Genomic DNA, 16,772 nt, shown 5'->3' on the forward strand with positions numbered 1-16,772 from the left:
TTCAACTTCGATATATCCCTAGGCTTTATTTATCAATTTTTCCAGATTTTTAGGGTTTTAAATATTCATCACGACTTTTTCGATAAGGCTCATCAAACGCCACAAACATCTGCTCCTGTCTGGCTTCCGCAATCCACTGCTGCACGGATGCCAAAGACAATATCTTTTGCATATAGGCCTGGCTTGACGCCGATAATGGCAGCTTAAAACACTCAAAGCGCATCACCACAGGTGCATAGAATGCATCGGCAAGGCTAAACTCACCACATAAAAAGCTGTCCTCAGCTGGACGTTCAGACCAGATTTGCTCAATCCGTGCCACATATTCACAGATGGCCAGACTGTCCCAAACCACCAGTTCCTCATCCAACAGCACTAACCTTAGCTGTTGGGTTCAGCTTTAAAATTTCTGTCTAATGTCGTGAGTTGTTGTAATAATTCGTTCTTTTTAAATGCGCCTGTCAAACGGAGCGGACGGATTTCCTGTTGTTGAAAGTTCAGGAATAGATAGGTCGGTGGGCCTAAAATATCCCATTGATTGAGCAGTGCCTGATGTGAGGCATCATAATGGCTTAAATCCAGTTTAATCAAATAGTAAGGAGCTAAAGCCTGTTGCACCTCAGCATCCTTTAAGATGCGATGTTCAATCGGCTGACAAGCCACACACCAGTCTGCATATACATCAATCACAACGGCCTGATCTTTTGGTGCGTTAGCTAGAATCCGCTCAAACTCAGCAGCGGTTGTTGCGACATGCCACTCTGCTAATTTATCTGCCTGAACTGCGCTTAAATTTTGAATATGTTGATATTGGTTAAAAGCTAAAAACGGAACTGAGATCATCAGCAACAATGCATATAACCACTGTAATTGTCCTTTCTTCACAAACAGACGATATATCGCGAAACCAATAAATGCCATGCCCAATATAAGACTAAGTATTTGAATCGCTAATTCAGGCAACAACGGACGGATAAAATAAATACTTAAAGCCAACATCAAAAAGGCAAAAATCACCTTAATCTGGTGCATCCACTCACCCGCTTTCGGCAAGGCTTTCGCCCCCAACACGCTGGCAAGCAACAGTGGAATCCCCATGCCAAAACCCAGCGTAAACAGCAATAATGCGCCCTGCCACTGGTTTTGGGTCTGGGAAATAAACAGGAGTGTGCCTGCCAAGGGTGCGGTCATACACGGCCCAACCAGCAAGGCGGAGATCATGCCCATGACACTGGCACCAATCAGGGTTCCACCCTGCTGTACCGACTGCATACGATCCAGCCGATTAAGCAGTTTTTGCGGTAGCTTGATCTCAAACAGGCCAAACAGGTTTAAGGCGAACAGTACAAACAACAGGCTGAAAGCAACCAGTGTGGCAGGCTGCTGCAACCAGCGCTGGAAGTTCAGTCCAGCCGCCGAGGCGATCAGGCCAAGTACCGCATAGACCATCGCCATACTCAGCACAAAGGTCAGTGCAATTGTCCATGCCTTGACCCCTTTATGTTCACGAACAATCAATGAAGTCAAAATCGGCAGCATCGGCAACGAACATGGCGTAAACGCCAGTAAAATACCTAAACCGAGAAACAACAACAGGCTGTAGGCAAGGGAATGTTGTTCCAGCGTGCTTGACCATTTCTGATCTTGCGCCATACCAGTTGAATTGTTGGAAGATATAGAAACGGTAGCGTCTGATGTTTCCGCCCTGTCATTTGCGGCTGTCTGGGCATTTAAGGCATTGGCGGAACGAGCGACATCCAGAAAGCGTTTTTGTGAGTTTAAACCTGTATTTTCCATGCTGACCAAGCCATCGGCATCGGTCTGGAACTCAATGTTTTGCGGTGGATAGCAGATACGGTCTTTGGCACAGCCTTGCCAGCTCACCCGATAATGTTGTGATGCCTGCGTGGCAATACTGAATTCAACCTGCTGGTAATACACCTGGGTATGACCAAAATTTTCATCATACTGGTCAACCGCCTTGGGTAAATTCAAGGCGACCGCTTTATTGCCCTGCTGAACCTCAAATTTGTGTTGATACAAATAATAGTTGGGCTGAATGGTCCAGTGCAGGCGTGCCTCATTGTTTTTGGTTGATTCAACCGAAAAAGTAAAAGCCTGTTCTGAGCTAAGCAATGGCGCTAAAACATTATCCTGGGCATGGATGAGTGTCCCACATAACAACAGTAAACTGCCAAGAAAATAACGGATCAGCTGAAAACTGTAGCCGCCCTGAACACACTTTTTCATTATGTTTTCTCTGCTTTCTCTCCAGCACTCCCTATGCGCAACAGGAATTCAAGGGAGGAACATGGAGAGAGGTTTGATTAGAATAGGACCGAAACGCCAAAACCACCGTTATAGCTTTTGCCACTGCCATTTAAATCGACACCAACACTGGCATCCACTTGAGCACGGTCATTGATGGCATAAACCAGACCCGTACCTAAACCATATTCATAGTCCTGACTTTCCGCCTTACGGTAGATAAACTCTGAGAAACCAGACAATTTACCTGCAATTTTATAGTCAATGGTCGGAACGGCGGTGACTGCCCAATCACTGTTCTGCGCCTCATAACGCATGGTAATGGATGTACCAACCAAGTCACTTAACTCATACGCCACTGCCGAAGTCAGGCTATAGATATCGTCATGTGCAGTGAACTCGTCATTGCCCGTTGCAATAACCGCCTCAGCCAGCAACGCCATGCTTAAACGGTCATCCTTTAGGTCAATCGCCTTTTTCAAGCCAATGCTGACATCACCCAAACCATGAGTTTCCTTTTTCATGCCCGCATATTTGTTTTGCTGCCAGACAGGTCCCTGCCAGCCTAACTGGAGTTCAAGGCCATCGGTTAAACCTGTACGCAACAGCATGTCAGCATTGAGTGTTAGGGTTTTGTCTTTTGCCCCAGCGACATTGTCCTGCTGATAGCTGACAGAAGGCAATCCCTGCTCCCAAGCCAGATGACCCACTGGTGTAATCCCCGTGCCCATGCCAGCTCTAGGGCGGTCAAAAGAAAAATCCGCCGCAAAAGCTGTGCTGACCATCATTGAGGCTGCAATAAAGCCCAATGTTTGACGTGTTTTCATCATTCTCCCCTTTTTCATTCTACTGGCTAGGCTTATGCCGTTAACTCTTTTGACATTTTTGCGCCATGGCGACGTAGCAATTCTAGTGTTTCACGCTCTTCCTGCAAGGACTCCGACCAGTCAATTTCATCAAAATCGCAGTCAAAGAATAACTGGCTAATGGATGACAAAATGGTGAGACCCTCTTCATCGCGAGTATTTGGATCCACCTTTTCATCCAGTAGACGCTGTACCATAGGCACACAGGCCGAGCTTGCCGCATCCCAAAGTGGTCCATAAAATTCCTCGGCATCCCATAAATGAAGATTGGCTTTCGCTTGAATTAATGCTTCTAAAATGTCTTGATAAACTTGTAATTGTTGTTGTTTGTCTGCTTCAGTCAATGGCTGACCTGCTTCATAAGCTTCACAGACATTCTCCCACCAGACAAATAAGCCATCACATAAAATAGAGACTGGGAAACCATGTTCTGGATCAATAAAGTTCGGGTCGAGTCCTTCAGCAAGTAAAGATTGCACTTGGGCTAAATCGAGTTGTTGTATGGCTTGCACCAAGGCCTGATGCTGATTGCTTAACATGACCAATTCTCACAATATATTTAATGTTTCTATTATGCCGAATATCCCAACAGGTTTTTATAAAACAGCCCAAAAATCATGTATAAATTTGATACACACATAAAAAAAGCCCACTTTGGGCTTTTTTTATGCATATCTACCTATGCTTCTTTCAGGTCTACGTCATCATCGACATCAATATATTTTGGCAAGCCACCACGATGATGTTCTTTTTTCTCATATAAATGTTCCAAACTGCGTTTTAGTTTATCAATCGCACCGTGGATGGAGGCATCAACATTTGCCGCCTTGTTTGTCACAGCAACAGGTTTCAGGCCTGCTGGACGAGCCTCGATCGTACAACGTTTGTCATCATCGCCCTTTTTTTCCCCATTTTCATCACTAATATAAACCAAAAAATGTGTAATACGTTCGCTATAGCGTTGGAATGCTTGCATAAGTTCTGCACGGACATAACTAATTAAACGTTCGCCACCTTGAATGTTCTTATCTGTACGGACTTCAATATTCATAAATATCTTCCTCTCTTTTCTGTGAGACGGTTCTACTAAACTTTTTTATTTAGCACGCTTTGAGCATGCATTCATTCAGTGCAGTTGTATATTTTGATTATGTAAATGCTTGTGGTCTCCTTGCTTCACATCTGTTGCTTTTCAGTAGTTAAGAAAATCTTGTATAACTCCAATATCTGTCTTTCATCACAAATATGCAAGCTGATTTTTGACATTTTTATTAAAACTTGATCAAAAAGCAGCCTAATACCATCTCATTCCTGATTTGCCGTTCCATACAAATTTTTTGAGTAGTTGGTCAAATTTGGCTTTATTTTTGCTTAATTCCTTGTATGCTTGACACGCCATTTTGGGGGGGATTTTTTAAATGCAATTGAAGCAACTTGCAGCGACTTGTTTATTGGTATCTACAGCAGCTTTCGTTCAGGCAAAGCCTATTTGGCAAGATTTTAGCCTCACTGGTTTATACGGCGAAAACTACGAAGTTGTCGATGAAAAGCAAACGACTTTAACCATTGAATACGCGGCAAAAGTAAAATATGCCGATGTATTTTTCTTTATGGATCGCATGCGTGGTGGCGACGATCATAAAAGCACCTATTTCGAACTCTCTCCACGTTTAAGCCTAGGTGAGATTTCTGGTCAGAAGCTTGCTTTCGGCCCAGTAAAGGATGTGTTGGTTTCAACAACATGGGAAAGCAATAATGATGACTTTTCTAGTTTTGATAACTTCTTATACGGCGTAGGTTTCGATCTTGCAATTCCTTATTTCCAATATGCGAATGTCAATTTCTACCGTGCCAGCAATGAAAACACTGCTGATGACTATCAAATGACCATTGCCTACGCATTGCCATTTAAACTGTCAAATGAGGATTTTCTGGTGGATGGCTTTCTTGACTGGTCTACAGGTGAGAAAGATCATGCCAGCGAGCTGAACTGGACCACCCAATACAAGTGGAATGTCGGTAAGCATATTTCACCAGAAACACGCCTGTATCTAGGTATTGAACATTCGGTTTGGAATAACAAGTTTGGTATTAAAGGTAGTGACGAAAACAATGTCAGTGCGTTAGTGAAATATCATTTCTAAACAGTCAGTCAATTGAAAAACAGCAAGCTTAGTCTTGCTGTTTTTTTCAATCACGCATATTCAGAAGATGTGAACTTTCTTTTATTTTCTCATGTCATTCGTTCTTAAGCTCGCAGCACACAACTTGAATCCCCGTTATCAGATTCGTTTTGCCACAATGGATGATTTAGCACAGATTCTCGCTATTTATAATCATGAAATCCTCACAGGGACAGCCAACTGGAATGATCATGCCGTTGCTTTAGAACAATATCAACAACGTTTTCAAGACATGCAACAGCGGCAATTTCCAATGATTGTGGTTGAAGATCAACTCAATAACAAAGTTGCTGGTTATGCCTATTACTCAGCTTTTCGGGCGATTAGCGGTTATCGTCAAAGTATCGAACATTCTGTTTTTGTTGATCCAAGTTATGCACGTCAAGGTCTAGGCAAAGCCTTGATGCAACAACTGATCCATCTCGCGATACAACAAAACATGCATATCATGGTGGCTGCGATTGATAGTGAAAATACAGGTTCTATTGTGCTACATGAACAGCTTGGTTTTGTACAAACAGGTTATATGCCACAAGTCGGACAAAAATTTGGGCAATGGCGTGACTTGGTGTGGATGCAGCTACAACTTTCAACCACTCAATAAAAAAGCCTCTTACGAGGCTTTTATTAAATCGCCACCAACTCCCTTATCCCCTTTTCAGGCATTTCTACCCCTTGCCCATGTGCAATCACCTGACCACGCGCCATCACGGTATAGTTATCCGCAAGCTCTTCAGCAAAATCATAAAACTGTTCCACCAAGACAATCGCCATTTCACCCTGATCCCCCAGTTTACGAATCACACGGCCAATATCTTTAATAATCGAGGGTTGAATCCCCTCAGTTGGCTCATCCAAAATCAAAACACTGGGCTCAGAAGCCAACGCTCGCGCAATCGCAAGCTGCTGTTGCTGACCACCTGATAAATCTCCACCACGGCGGTGTTTCATTTCATCCAAAACAGGAAAAATTTCGTAGAGATGGCTCGGTACTTTTCGGGTTTTTGCACCTGAAAATTTCGCCATGCCAATTAAAATATTTTCCTCTACCGTCAAAGTTGAAAAAATATCTCGTCCTTGCGGTACATAGGCCAATCCTGCATGTACTCGTTGCTCAGGGGACATTTTGGCAATATCTTTGTCATCTAGCAAAATCTGTCCTGATTTAATCGGGAGAATCCCCATCAAGCATTTCAGCAACGTGGTTTTACCAACGCCATTCCGTCCTAGAATCACACTGCATTCACCTACAGGCGCTTGAAATGACACATCACGAAGAATATGACTACCACCATAAAACTGGTTAATTTCTTTCACTTCTAACATGGCAGTCTCCTAGCGTCCCAAATACTTTTCAATCACATCTTCATTGGCTTGTACCTCTGCCAATGTGCCTTCTGCCAAGATTGCGCCCTGTGCTAATACCGTCACTTTTTCGCTGATGGTATCAATAAAGCTCATGTCATGTTCTACGACCACCAGCGTATGATTTTTTTTCAATTCCAGACACAATTCAGCAGTGCGTTCTGTTTCCGCATCGGTCATTCCTGCCACAGGCTCATCCAATAAAATCAGCTTCGGACGTTGCATCAATAGCATGCCAATTTCTAACCACTGCTTTTGGCCATGAGATAATAATCCTGCGGGCTTTTTTACAAATTCCTTTAAGCGAATTTGCTCCAGACTTTCCTCCAGTGCTAACTGCGCTTGTGGATCAAGTCGGCTAAACAAGCTTTTTTTCACTCGCTTATCACGTGGTGCAGCGAGCAGTAAATTTTCCATGACTGTAAAATTTTCAAATACCGTTGGTTTCTGAAATTTGCGCCCAATCCCAGCTTCCGCAATTTCCTCTGTACTCATTTTGGCAAGATCATAGTTTTGTCCAAAAAAAGCAGTGCCCGTGGTTGGACGAGTTTTCCCTGTAATCACATCCATTAGTGTGGTTTTCCCCGCACCATTTGGTCCAATGATGCAGCGTAATTCACCTTCAGCGATATACAGTGATAAATCATTGAGGGCACGAAACGAATCAAACCAGACACTAACTTTTTCCAAATACAAGGCAATCCCATGACTAAAGTCTGCGCCCTCAGTTTTGGCGCGTCCATAGCCCTCGCCGAGTTGACCGCCATGTTGAGCTGAGTCTACGAATAAATCACTCATTTAATTGCTCTCCTTTTTAAAACGGTCAAATAAACCAATCACACCTTTCGGTAAGAAAATCGTCACCACGATAAATAAAGCACCTAAGATCAGTAACCATGCTTCGGGAGCGGCCACAGTGAAATAGGTTTTCACCGCATTGATTAAACCTGCACCAAGAATGGGTCCGATCAAGGTACCACGCCCCCCTGCGGCAACCCACACTGCCATTTCAATCGAGTTGACTGGATTCATTTCGCTTGGGTTGATAATGCCCACCTGTGGCACATACAACGCCCCTGCGATACCTGCAATTACGGCAGACAGTACCCATGCTGACAGCTTGTACCACAGCGTACGATAACCCAAATATTGCAAACGGTTTTCGCTGTCACGAATCGCCCCCAACACACGCCCGTAAGGACGATTCATCAGTTGACGTAAGCCGATAAAGCACAGCATCAAAACCAAAGCGGTGACAAAACATAAAGTGGCACGCATCGGCGCAGAAGTAATATCAAAACCCAATAAGGTTTTAAAACCCGTGAAGCCATTGTTACCACCAAAACCTGTCTCATTGCGGAAGAACAACAGTGCCGCAGCAAAAGTCATGGCTTGGGTAATAATTGAGAAATACACACCCTTGATTTTTGAACGGAAAGCAAAGAAACCAAAAATAAAAGCAACTAAGGCAGGTACAGATAAAACCAAGATCATTGCCCAAGCAAAATGCTCAGTTCCCACCCAATACCAAGGGAGTTCTGTCCAACTGAGGAAACGCATAAAATCAGGCAGACCATCGCCTGCGGATTCACGCATCAAGTACATGCCAAAGGCGTAACCACCCAAGGCGAAATATAAACCGTGCCCCAAGCTTAAAATCCCTGCATAACCCCACACTAAATCCAGTGCCAACGCGACTAATGCCAGACACATGATTTTGCCAATCAACGTAATCCAATACGCTGACAGATAAAATGCCGAATCAGGGGATAACAAATGCAACCACGGCAAGCTCAATAACACAGCAAAACAAATGGCAATCGCGATTGCACTATAGGGTTTATCTGCAAATAAAGAAGTGATTTTCATTGGCTTACTCCACGAAACGACCTTTGATGGCAAACAAACCTTGTGGACGCTTTTGGATAAACAAAATCACAAGAACCAAGAGAATAATTTTTGCTAAAACTGCACCTAGACCAATCTCCAAAACTGTACCGCTAATCCCTAAACCTAAGGCTGCAAGTACTGCCCCCCATACTTGACCCACACCACCGACGACAACGACAAGGAAGGCATCAATAATGTAGTTTTGCCCGAGATCAGGCCCGACATTCCCTACTTGTGCTAGCGCACAACCTGCAAGACCAGCTAAGCCTGAACCTAAGCCAAATGCCATCATGTCAATACGTGCAGATCGAATGCCCACGGCACGGGCCATTTGACGGTTTTGTGTCACAGCACGAACAAATAATCCAAAACGGGTTTTGTTTAATAAGAAAACGAGTAGCAGTAACACCGCCACAGTAAAACCAATAATCGCAATACGGTTATACGGCAACATCAGGCTTGGCGTCAGGGCAATACCACCACTGAGCCATGCGACATTCGACACTTCAACGTTCTGTGCGCCAAAGATCATCCGAACCGATTGCATCAAGATTAAGCTCACACCAAAGGTTGCCAATAATGTTTCCAATTGGCGACCATAAAGCGGACGAATCACAGTACGTTCAATCAACATGCCGATCAGCGCACTCACCAGAAATGCAGCAGGAATCGCAGCCAATAAATACCAATCGACTAAGCCTGCAAAGTGCGTTTTAAAAAAACTTTGAATGACGTAAGTGGTATAAGCACCGATCATGATGAGTTCACCATGTGCCATATTGATGACACCAAGCAAACCATATGTGATCGCAAGACCAAGCGCTGCTAAAAGTAAAATACTTGCGGTACTGAGACCCGAAAATACATGCCCTGACCACTCACTGATTTGCAAACGGGTTTTAATTTTATTTTGTGCTTCAACCAGAGCCGTCTTGAGTGCTGGATTGCTCTGCGGTTGCTCTAAGCTTTGTGTGATTAAAGCATATACATCTGGACGATTTGAATCCGCCAAAACTTTTACCGCTTCGATTTTGGTAAATTCATCTTGGCTATTAAAATCTAAACGTGCTTTCAGTTGTGCCAAACGTGCTTTAACCGCTTCACTTTTTTCATTGAGATAGAGTTGCTTAACTGTGGCAACATCGAGCTCATCTAAATTATTTTCTAAAATGTCCACCGCAGCTAAACGTTGTGATGCATCATCAGAATTCAATTTAACTTTGGCTTGTCCAAAGTTCAGTGCCTTACGCAAGGTATTGACCAGCGTCACTTGAGATAAATCTGAGGGCCAAGTGTCGATGGCTTGCAATTGCGGATAACTCAATAATTTTTCATCGTTTTTTAAAATGTAAGTATGACCTGAACTATCGGTATATAACTCATTTTGATCAATATACGCGACCAATTGATCCAGTTGCTCAATACTGGCTGGCCATTGATTCAACATGGCGCGACGAGTAGCAAAGTCAGATTTAACAAAAGTCTGGATGGCATCCTGAGAAGTTGTAGACGTCACAATTGTTGGTGAAGTAACTTCTGCCCATGCAGGATTAAACATGATCTGTGCCATGATGCAGAGCATTGCCAAAACATAGTGTTTCGCCATAAGACTCCCCTTATATTTTCTATTTAAACCAATCAATCAGAAATAAAACCAAGAAAAACCTGCTGCCAAAACAGCAGGTTGCATAGGAAAATTATTTAGGAATATATGGGCTCCAAGGCTCAGCCTTGATGGTTTGAGGCGTTTTATAAACCACATCAAATTGCCCATCACCACGAATTTGCCCAATCATCACAGGTTTATGTAAATGGTGATTGGTTTCATCCATTTTGAGGGTATAACCCGATGGTGCTGCAAAAGTTTGACCTGCCATTGCATCACGAACTTTATCAACGTCCGTTGTACCTGCTTTTTCGACCGCTTGTTTCCACATATTGATACCAACATAAGTCGCTTCCATCGGATCGTTGGTCACAACTTTATCGGCATTTGGAAGTTTGTACTCCACCGCATATTGCTTAAATTTATTCACAAACTCGGTGTTTTTTGGATTTTTAACTGACATGAAATAGTTCCATGCCGCTAAATGACCCACTAATGGCTTGGTATCAATACCACGTAATTCTTCTTCGCCAACTGAGAATGCCATCACTGGAATATCAGAGGCCTTAATACCCTGATTACCCAACTCACGATAGAAAGGAACGTTGGAATCGCCATTGATGGTTGAAATCACCGCAGTCTTTTTACCTGCAGAGAATTTCTTGATATTGGAAACAATGGTTTGATAGTTGCTATGACCAAACGGTGTGTATTCTTCCATGATGTCTGCATCGGCAATGCCTTTAGACTTCAAGAATGCCCGTAAGATTTTGTTGGTGGTACGTGGGTAGACGTAATCTGTACCGAGTAAAACAAAACGTTGTGCTTTACCGCCCTCATCACCCATTAAATATTCAACGGCAGGAATGGCTTGTTGATTCGGCGCTGCACCTGTATAGAAAATATTTTTTGATTGTTCCTGACCTTCATATTGCACTGGATAGAACAGTAAACCATTCAACTCTTCAACCACAGGAAGAACAGACTTACGTGATACTGATGTCCAGCAACCGAAAATAACGGCAACTTTGTCCTGAGTAATTAACTGACGTGCTTTTTCAGCAAATAACGGCCAATCTGATGCTGGGTCAACAATGACAGGTTCGAGTTTTTTACCCATCACCCCGCCGTTGGCATTGATTTCATTGATGGTCATCAATGCAGTATCTTTCAGAGAAGTCTCAGAAATCGCCATCGTGCCTGAGAGTGAATGTAAAATCCCCACTTTAATCGTGTCACCGCTTGCTGCAGGTGCAGCTTTCGTTTCAGTTTTTGTTTGTTCTGTTTTTTCTGCTGGTTTTGAACAACCGACCAGTCCTACCCCCATCATGGCTGCCATAAGAACGGACATTGATAATTTATTTTGCATCTTGTTTCTCCCCACACATGGATATTGTGATTTTTACTGAGTGGAGTTATTCAATTTCTATGCCAACAATTTAAATCATTGTTTTATTTTAATATTTATAAGATAAGATAAATAAGAATCCAATCTTGTATACAACATTGCATACAAAAAGAACGGGATGAACTAAAATGATGCAGATTAATTTATCCTAAATATGGCTAGACCCTAGATAAAGAAAAGCCAAGCATGAGCTTGGCTTTTAATCTTTCAATTAAAAAGAATTAAACAACTATATCCGCTAAATTACCTTTTTGCTCTAACCAATGCTTACGATCACTCGAACGTTTTTTTGCCAGCAATTTATCTAATAATCCTGCGGTAAAATGCGCATCATCCAAATCGAGTTGGACTAAACGGCGGGTATTGGGATCCATCGTGGTTTCACGCAATTGACTCGCATTCATCTCACCCAATCCTTTAAATCGAGTGATTTGCGGATTTTTATTGCCTTTCACTTTTTTCAAAATGCTTTCGAGTTCACTATCATCCAACGCATAATAAACATCTTTACCAATATCAATACGATATAGTGGTGGCATTGCAACAAACAAATGACCATCTTCAACTAAAGTCGGGAAATGCTTCACAAACAAGGCACAGAGTAATGTCGCGATATGTAGACCATCCGAGTCTGCGTCGGCAAGAATACAGATTTTGCCATAACGTAGTTCAGACAAATCATCACTGCCTGGATCAACCCCTATGGCAATCGCAATATCATGTACCTCTTGAGAAGCGAGCACCTCATCCGAAGATACTTCCCATGTATTTAGAATTTTTCCTCGAATCGGCATAATCGCTTGGAAGTTCTTGTCACGCGCTTGTTTAGCACTTCCACCTGCCGAATCCCCTTCGACAATAAATAATTCGCTGTCTTCACGCGTTAAACCCACACAATCAGCCAGTTTTCCAGGTAACGCAGGACCAGAGACGATCTTTTTACGTTCGACTTTCTTAGCTGCTTTTAAACGACGACCTGCTTTGGCAATTGCCATTTCAGCTAATTGAGTTGCGATCTCAGCATGTTGGTTTAACCATAAAGCAAACGCATCTTTGGCAATATTGAGCACAATATTCGAAGCTTCACGGCTCGATAGACGTTCTTTGGTTTGTCCTGAAAATTGAGGTTCTTGGAATTTCAGCGATAGAATAAAATTGACACCATCCCAGACATCTTCTGCCGAAAGTTTCATATTACGTGGTAATAAATTACGTAATTCGCAGAACTCTCGTAACGCCTCCGTGACCCCTGAACGCAATCCATTGACATGCGTACCCCCTTGCGCAGTTGGAATCAAGTTGACATAACTTTCTTGAATCTGTTCACCGCCCTCAACATTCCAGCAAATTGCAAATTCACACACGGCTCTTTCTGCTTGTCCACTACTGACAAAAGCAGGATCAGGTAGAATCTCTCGATCCTCAAGTTCATCCATTAAATAGTCAACCAGACCATTTTCAAACTGCCATTCAATTTTTTCGTTATTAATTTTATCGTCATAAATAATTTTTAAACCTGCCGCTAAAACGGCTTTGGCTTTTAAATTATGCTTCAATGCTTTTAGTGCAAATTTTGGACTGTCAAAATACTTGGCTTCAGGCCAAAAGCGAACGGTTGTGCCTGTGGCACGTTTTGCCACTTTCCCCTCTAGTACCGATAAAGGTGCCACAGGTTCACCCTGCTCAAACACCATCTGATACAGATTGCCCTGACGTTGTACCGCCACCTCAACCCGTGTGGATAAGGCATTGACCACGGAAATACCTACACCATGCAGACCGCCAGAAAATTGGTAGTTATCGGTACTGAACTTTCCGCCTGCATGTAATTTGGTCAAAATAATTTCGATACCACTTTGTCCATATTCAGGATGAATATCGACTGGCATACCTCGTCCATTATCTTCGACTGACAATGAACCATCTTCATATACGGTGACACAAATTTGATTGGCATGTCCTGCAAGTGCTTCATCCACTGCATTATCAATCACCTCTTGCGCCAAATGGTTTGGACGCGAGGTATCGGTGTACATGCCTGGACGACGACGAACTGGGTCTAAACCAGAAAGAACTTCAAGGGATTGTGCCGTGTATTGTGTCACTGGGTCTGACTTCCTTATTAGAGGGTTGCCGATAAAAATTCGAGGATTAAGGGTAGTTTTTCTTCAAAATCATCCATTGCATGATTGCCATCCATGTCAGTTAAAATCAACGATGATGGCTGCGCCGCACTATAATAACGTTGTGCCTGGCGATAATCCAAGACTTCATCGTCTTGTTGCAACAGCACAAGAATTTTATCAGCATGATTGAGTCTGGTGTTGGCAATGGATTGTAGTTGCTGCAATTGGTCAGTATCAAGTGTCCATGATTCAGTCACCTTGAGTGGAATTTGCTCAATCCCAAACAAATCCTTAAACAGTTGCCATGGTTGCATGGCTGGATTAATCAGTACAGCAGGACAAGCATATTTAGCGACAAAATATGTCGCATAAAATCCCCCTAAGCTACTTCCAACCAATGCAACGTGATCGAGTGGTAAACTTTCAATCAACTTAGAAATATCTCTTAAAACGTGTTTAGACGGTTTATTTAAATCAGGTAAATGCACATCAGCATGCTCGACAGTTGTGCAATATTGTTGTAATTGTTGCCCCTTTTTTGACATGGGGCTGCTCTGAAAGCCATGTAAATAAATAATTTGCATATGCACCAAAATAGACAGCAGTTTTACTTATAGTAAAATAAATCACATTATTAAGCACAACAGTTAATCAAATAACAATATAAATTACATTTAAGCTTGATATTGTCTGACATAAAAAACGATAGTGCACTCCGTTCATCAGTATTCTAAAAAAATTACTTATGAAACAAATAAGATGTAAGCGTTTGTTGTAGTTTGTCTAAACAGTATTAAACTGAATAACATCAAACCTTCGGTATACAAAAGGATGGGGAAATTAATATGCCAAGTTTAACACCTCTGCATGAAACCTACTGTAAGTGGGACCGTACCCCCCCAAGTCAGGCAGATGTTTTGGAAGGTTTCGCACAACTTGTGAGTACTAGTTTAAGCGGGGTTCATGAATTGTTGCAGTTGGTACAAACTGAAGTGTTACGGACTACGCTCGGTTTAAGTGCACAAAAAGCCAGAAATTTACAAAAACTTCCACAATTACAAAAGTTTTATCATTTTTCCTATGATGCCATCCAAAAATATGGTCGCTGTTTTCTTGCACCAAGTCTGCGCCGCATCATTGAGCGATTCCCAGTCCTACATGACAAACCACTGACCCCGACCCTACATTTTGTGGTGGGGGCGCTAAATGGGATTTTTGGGGATTTTTTCCTTAAGCAGCATAATCCAATGGCTTTGCCGATGGTGCTGTATGACCATTATGGATCACTACAGCAAGGTGAGTTAACTGGGCGTGTGGTGATTTTGACCCACGGTCTGTGCATGAACCATTTAACCTGGTCAAATCAGCGTTATGGCGGTATCGGTGAACGGTTATTGGCACAGCGTGACAACAACACCATGCTGTACCTGAACTACAATACAGGACGACGCATTTCCGCTAATGGCCATAGTTTTGCCGATACGCTTGAAGATCTGGTGCAACGCAATCCACGCATCACCAGTATCGACCTGATTGGCCACAGTATGGGTGGGCTGGTTTCACGCAGCGCGCTGTTCTATGGCAAACAGAACCTGTATCAATGGGTTCATATGGTTGAGAATCTGGTTTGTATTGGTTCACCTCACCATGGTGCAGCGCTTGAGCGTTTCGGTTTTGTATTGCAGGACAAACTTGGTGCATTTCCTTTTATTAACCTGATTGGTCAGTTGGTCAATATCCGTAGTAACGGTATTCTGGATCTGCGCTATGGCAGTGTCCGTGATGACGACTGGGAACATAATGACGCACGTATCGGGTTTGCAGACGACAACCGCAAACCTGCGCCATTACCCTCTCATATCAATACCTTCTTAATCGCAGGTACTTTAGAATTTGAGAAGTTGCGCAACAAGGCACTCAAGCTGATTGGAGATTCAATGGTCAGTGTCAAGAGTGCTTTGGGAGAGCATCCAAACCCTCGTTTCCAGCTTAAATTACCAGAAACGCATAAAGCTGTGTTTTATGGACTGAATCACTTTGAAATTCAGTATCATTCCAGTGTTGCGGAGCAGATTACCCGCTGGTTATATCCTGAAGTGGGTGAAGTGATTGAAGAAGGCGTTCAAACACATATGGTGAATATGCAACATAATTATACTTTCGATGATTTAGACGGCATTGTTGAGACTTAAAGTAAAAAGCTCGGCCAAAGCCGAGCTTCTTTTATCCGAATAGCCGTAAAACCTCGGGGTTTAGCCCGAGGATATAAGGCTGCAATCCGCTAGTCCCCCTTGTGGGGATTAGCTAGGATTGCTAAAAACATTTGAATCTAGTAATCCATGTGCTATGATAATTACGTTGTATATTTTTAGTCAGCAGACTGATACAACACGAAAAAAACAGTTTTCCCCATTGTAATCCGTGCACTCTTTGCAATCCGAAAGGTAGGACTACATTGGAATAAGAAGCAGAGAACTATAGTATCTGTTTCGTGGCAGGACATTGCCATCTAGCAGTAGGAATCCCCGTCCTTTAGGTCGGGGAGGATGTCAATTAAGCTGCACGATAATTTCTAAACAGTTGCCATAAACAGATCAACAGAATAAGGCTGAAATAGAGCAAAGACCAGACAGGCAATGACTGTCCCAGGAAAGTCCAGTCAATTGCAGCACATTCACCCGATCCTGAAAGCACTTCCCTAAACACCGCTTTCATTGGCAGGGCATCCACTAGATAGTCCAGACCTGGACCACAACTTGGCACCTTGTCGGGTGGTAAATGCTGTAGCCAAACATGGCGAGATGCCACGCCGACTGACCAACCGATGGATAAAGTCGCTAATAGTGCATAAAAACGTTTAAAGGCGTTTGAAATCGGATTATGAATAAATGCGACTAAGGCAATCAATCCCATTCCAATTAAGCCAATACGTTGGAAAATACATAGTGGACAAGGCTCTAAACCTTGCACATGTTCTAAATACAACGCAAACGAGATACCAATAATACTCGTTAGTACCAGTAATGCACTAACTAAGCGGTAAGTCCATCGCATGAGAAG

At 42.9% G+C, this 16,772-nt stretch carries 15 protein-coding genes and 1 pseudogene; 3 read left to right on the forward strand and 13 right to left on the reverse strand.

Going from position 1 to position 16,772, the window contains the following annotated elements; genetic code table 11:
- Nucleotides 1–49 precede the first annotated feature (49 nt).
- The 5 genes and pseudogenes from F972_RS13460 to F972_RS13480 all read right to left on the reverse strand — a co-directional run.
- A pseudogene (locus F972_RS13460) lies at nt 50–413 on the reverse strand (glutathione S-transferase); the annotation flags it as partial.
- Nucleotides 382–2,250 carry a protein-disulfide reductase DsbD gene (dsbD, locus tag F972_RS13465; RefSeq protein WP_004769979.1) on the reverse strand — a complete coding sequence of 623 codons (1,869 nt, stop codon included), beginning with the start codon at nt 2,248–2,250 and terminating at the stop codon, nt 382–384. The gene dsbD and the pseudogene F972_RS13460, both read right to left, overlap by 32 nt.
- A 77-nt stretch (nt 2,251–2,327) precedes the next feature.
- A complete protein-coding gene (locus tag F972_RS13470) occupies nt 2,328–3,095 on the reverse strand; it encodes a transporter (RefSeq protein ID WP_034422671.1) in 768 nt (255 codons plus the stop codon).
- Nucleotides 3,096–3,127: 32 nt separating this feature from the next.
- Nucleotides 3,128–3,673, reverse strand: coding sequence for an ankyrin repeat domain-containing protein (locus tag F972_RS13475; RefSeq protein WP_004683570.1), 546 nt, complete (start codon nt 3,671–3,673; stop codon nt 3,128–3,130).
- A gap of 140 nt (nt 3,674–3,813) precedes the next feature.
- On the reverse strand, nt 3,814–4,185 hold the full coding sequence (locus F972_RS13480; RefSeq protein WP_004683572.1) for an HPF/RaiA family ribosome-associated protein: 372 nt from the start codon (nt 4,183–4,185) through the stop codon (nt 3,814–3,816).
- A 367-nt stretch (nt 4,186–4,552) separates the two neighbouring features.
- Between F972_RS13480 and F972_RS13485 the strand changes: the two genes are divergently transcribed.
- Together F972_RS13485 and F972_RS13490 are read left to right on the forward strand one after the other, a co-directional pair.
- Nucleotides 4,553–5,278, forward strand: coding sequence for an outer membrane protein OmpK (locus F972_RS13485; protein WP_004683574.1), 726 nt, complete (start codon nt 4,553–4,555; stop codon nt 5,276–5,278).
- Between the two features lie 91 nt (nt 5,279–5,369).
- A complete protein-coding gene (locus F972_RS13490; RefSeq protein WP_004679067.1) occupies nt 5,370–5,921 on the forward strand; it encodes a GNAT family N-acetyltransferase in 552 nt (183 codons plus the stop codon).
- A 23-nt stretch (nt 5,922–5,944) separates the two neighbouring features.
- Here F972_RS13490 and urtE read toward each other — a convergent pair whose 3' ends face one another.
- From urtE to F972_RS13525, 7 genes are all read right to left on the reverse strand, one after another.
- The gene (gene urtE / locus F972_RS13495) at nt 5,945–6,643 is read right to left on the reverse strand and encodes an urea ABC transporter ATP-binding subunit UrtE (protein WP_004683575.1); all 699 of its coding nucleotides are present in this window, start codon (nt 6,641–6,643) and stop codon (nt 5,945–5,947) included.
- A 9-nt stretch (nt 6,644–6,652) separates the two neighbouring features.
- On the reverse strand, nt 6,653–7,480 hold the full coding sequence (urtD, locus tag F972_RS13500) for an urea ABC transporter ATP-binding protein UrtD (protein WP_004679069.1): 828 nt from the start codon (nt 7,478–7,480) through the stop codon (nt 6,653–6,655).
- Nucleotides 7,481–8,551 (reverse strand): urea ABC transporter permease subunit UrtC, encoded by a 1,071-nt coding sequence (gene urtC, locus F972_RS13505; RefSeq protein ID WP_004683577.1) that lies wholly within the window; start codon nt 8,549–8,551, stop codon nt 7,481–7,483.
- A gap of 4 nt (nt 8,552–8,555) precedes the next feature.
- The gene (gene urtB, locus F972_RS13510) at nt 8,556–10,178 is read right to left on the reverse strand and encodes an urea ABC transporter permease subunit UrtB (protein ID WP_004769980.1); all 1,623 of its coding nucleotides are present in this window, start codon (nt 10,176–10,178) and stop codon (nt 8,556–8,558) included.
- A gap of 91 nt (nt 10,179–10,269) precedes the next feature.
- A complete protein-coding gene (gene urtA / locus F972_RS13515; protein WP_004769981.1) occupies nt 10,270–11,547 on the reverse strand; it encodes an urea ABC transporter substrate-binding protein in 1,278 nt (425 codons plus the stop codon).
- A 260-nt stretch (nt 11,548–11,807) separates the two neighbouring features.
- Complete coding sequence (gene parE / locus F972_RS13520) at nt 11,808–13,691, reverse strand: DNA topoisomerase IV subunit B (RefSeq protein ID WP_004683582.1); 1,884 nt, start codon at nt 13,689–13,691, stop codon at nt 11,808–11,810.
- 17 nt (nt 13,692–13,708) lie between these two features.
- Nucleotides 13,709–14,296, reverse strand: a complete 588-nt coding sequence (locus F972_RS13525) for a YqiA/YcfP family alpha/beta fold hydrolase (protein WP_034422666.1) — start codon at nt 14,294–14,296, stop codon at nt 13,709–13,711.
- Nucleotides 14,297–14,557: 261 nt separating this feature from the next.
- Here F972_RS13525 and F972_RS13530 point away from each other — a divergent pair, with 261 nt between their 5' ends.
- The gene (locus F972_RS13530) at nt 14,558–15,904 is read left to right on the forward strand and encodes a PGAP1-like alpha/beta domain-containing protein (protein ID WP_004769982.1); all 1,347 of its coding nucleotides are present in this window, start codon (nt 14,558–14,560) and stop codon (nt 15,902–15,904) included.
- 361 nt (nt 15,905–16,265) lie between these two features.
- Here the strand turns inward: F972_RS13530 and F972_RS13535 are convergent, their stop codons facing one another.
- On the reverse strand, nt 16,266–16,766 hold the full coding sequence (locus F972_RS13535; RefSeq protein ID WP_004683586.1) for a disulfide bond formation protein B: 501 nt from the start codon (nt 16,764–16,766) through the stop codon (nt 16,266–16,268).
- Nucleotides 16,767–16,772 lie beyond the last annotated feature (6 nt).

Origin of the sequence: Acinetobacter sp. CIP 102529, from assembly GCF_000368325.1 — a bacterium.
GTDB lineage: Bacteria > Pseudomonadota > Gammaproteobacteria > Pseudomonadales > Moraxellaceae > Acinetobacter > Acinetobacter parvus.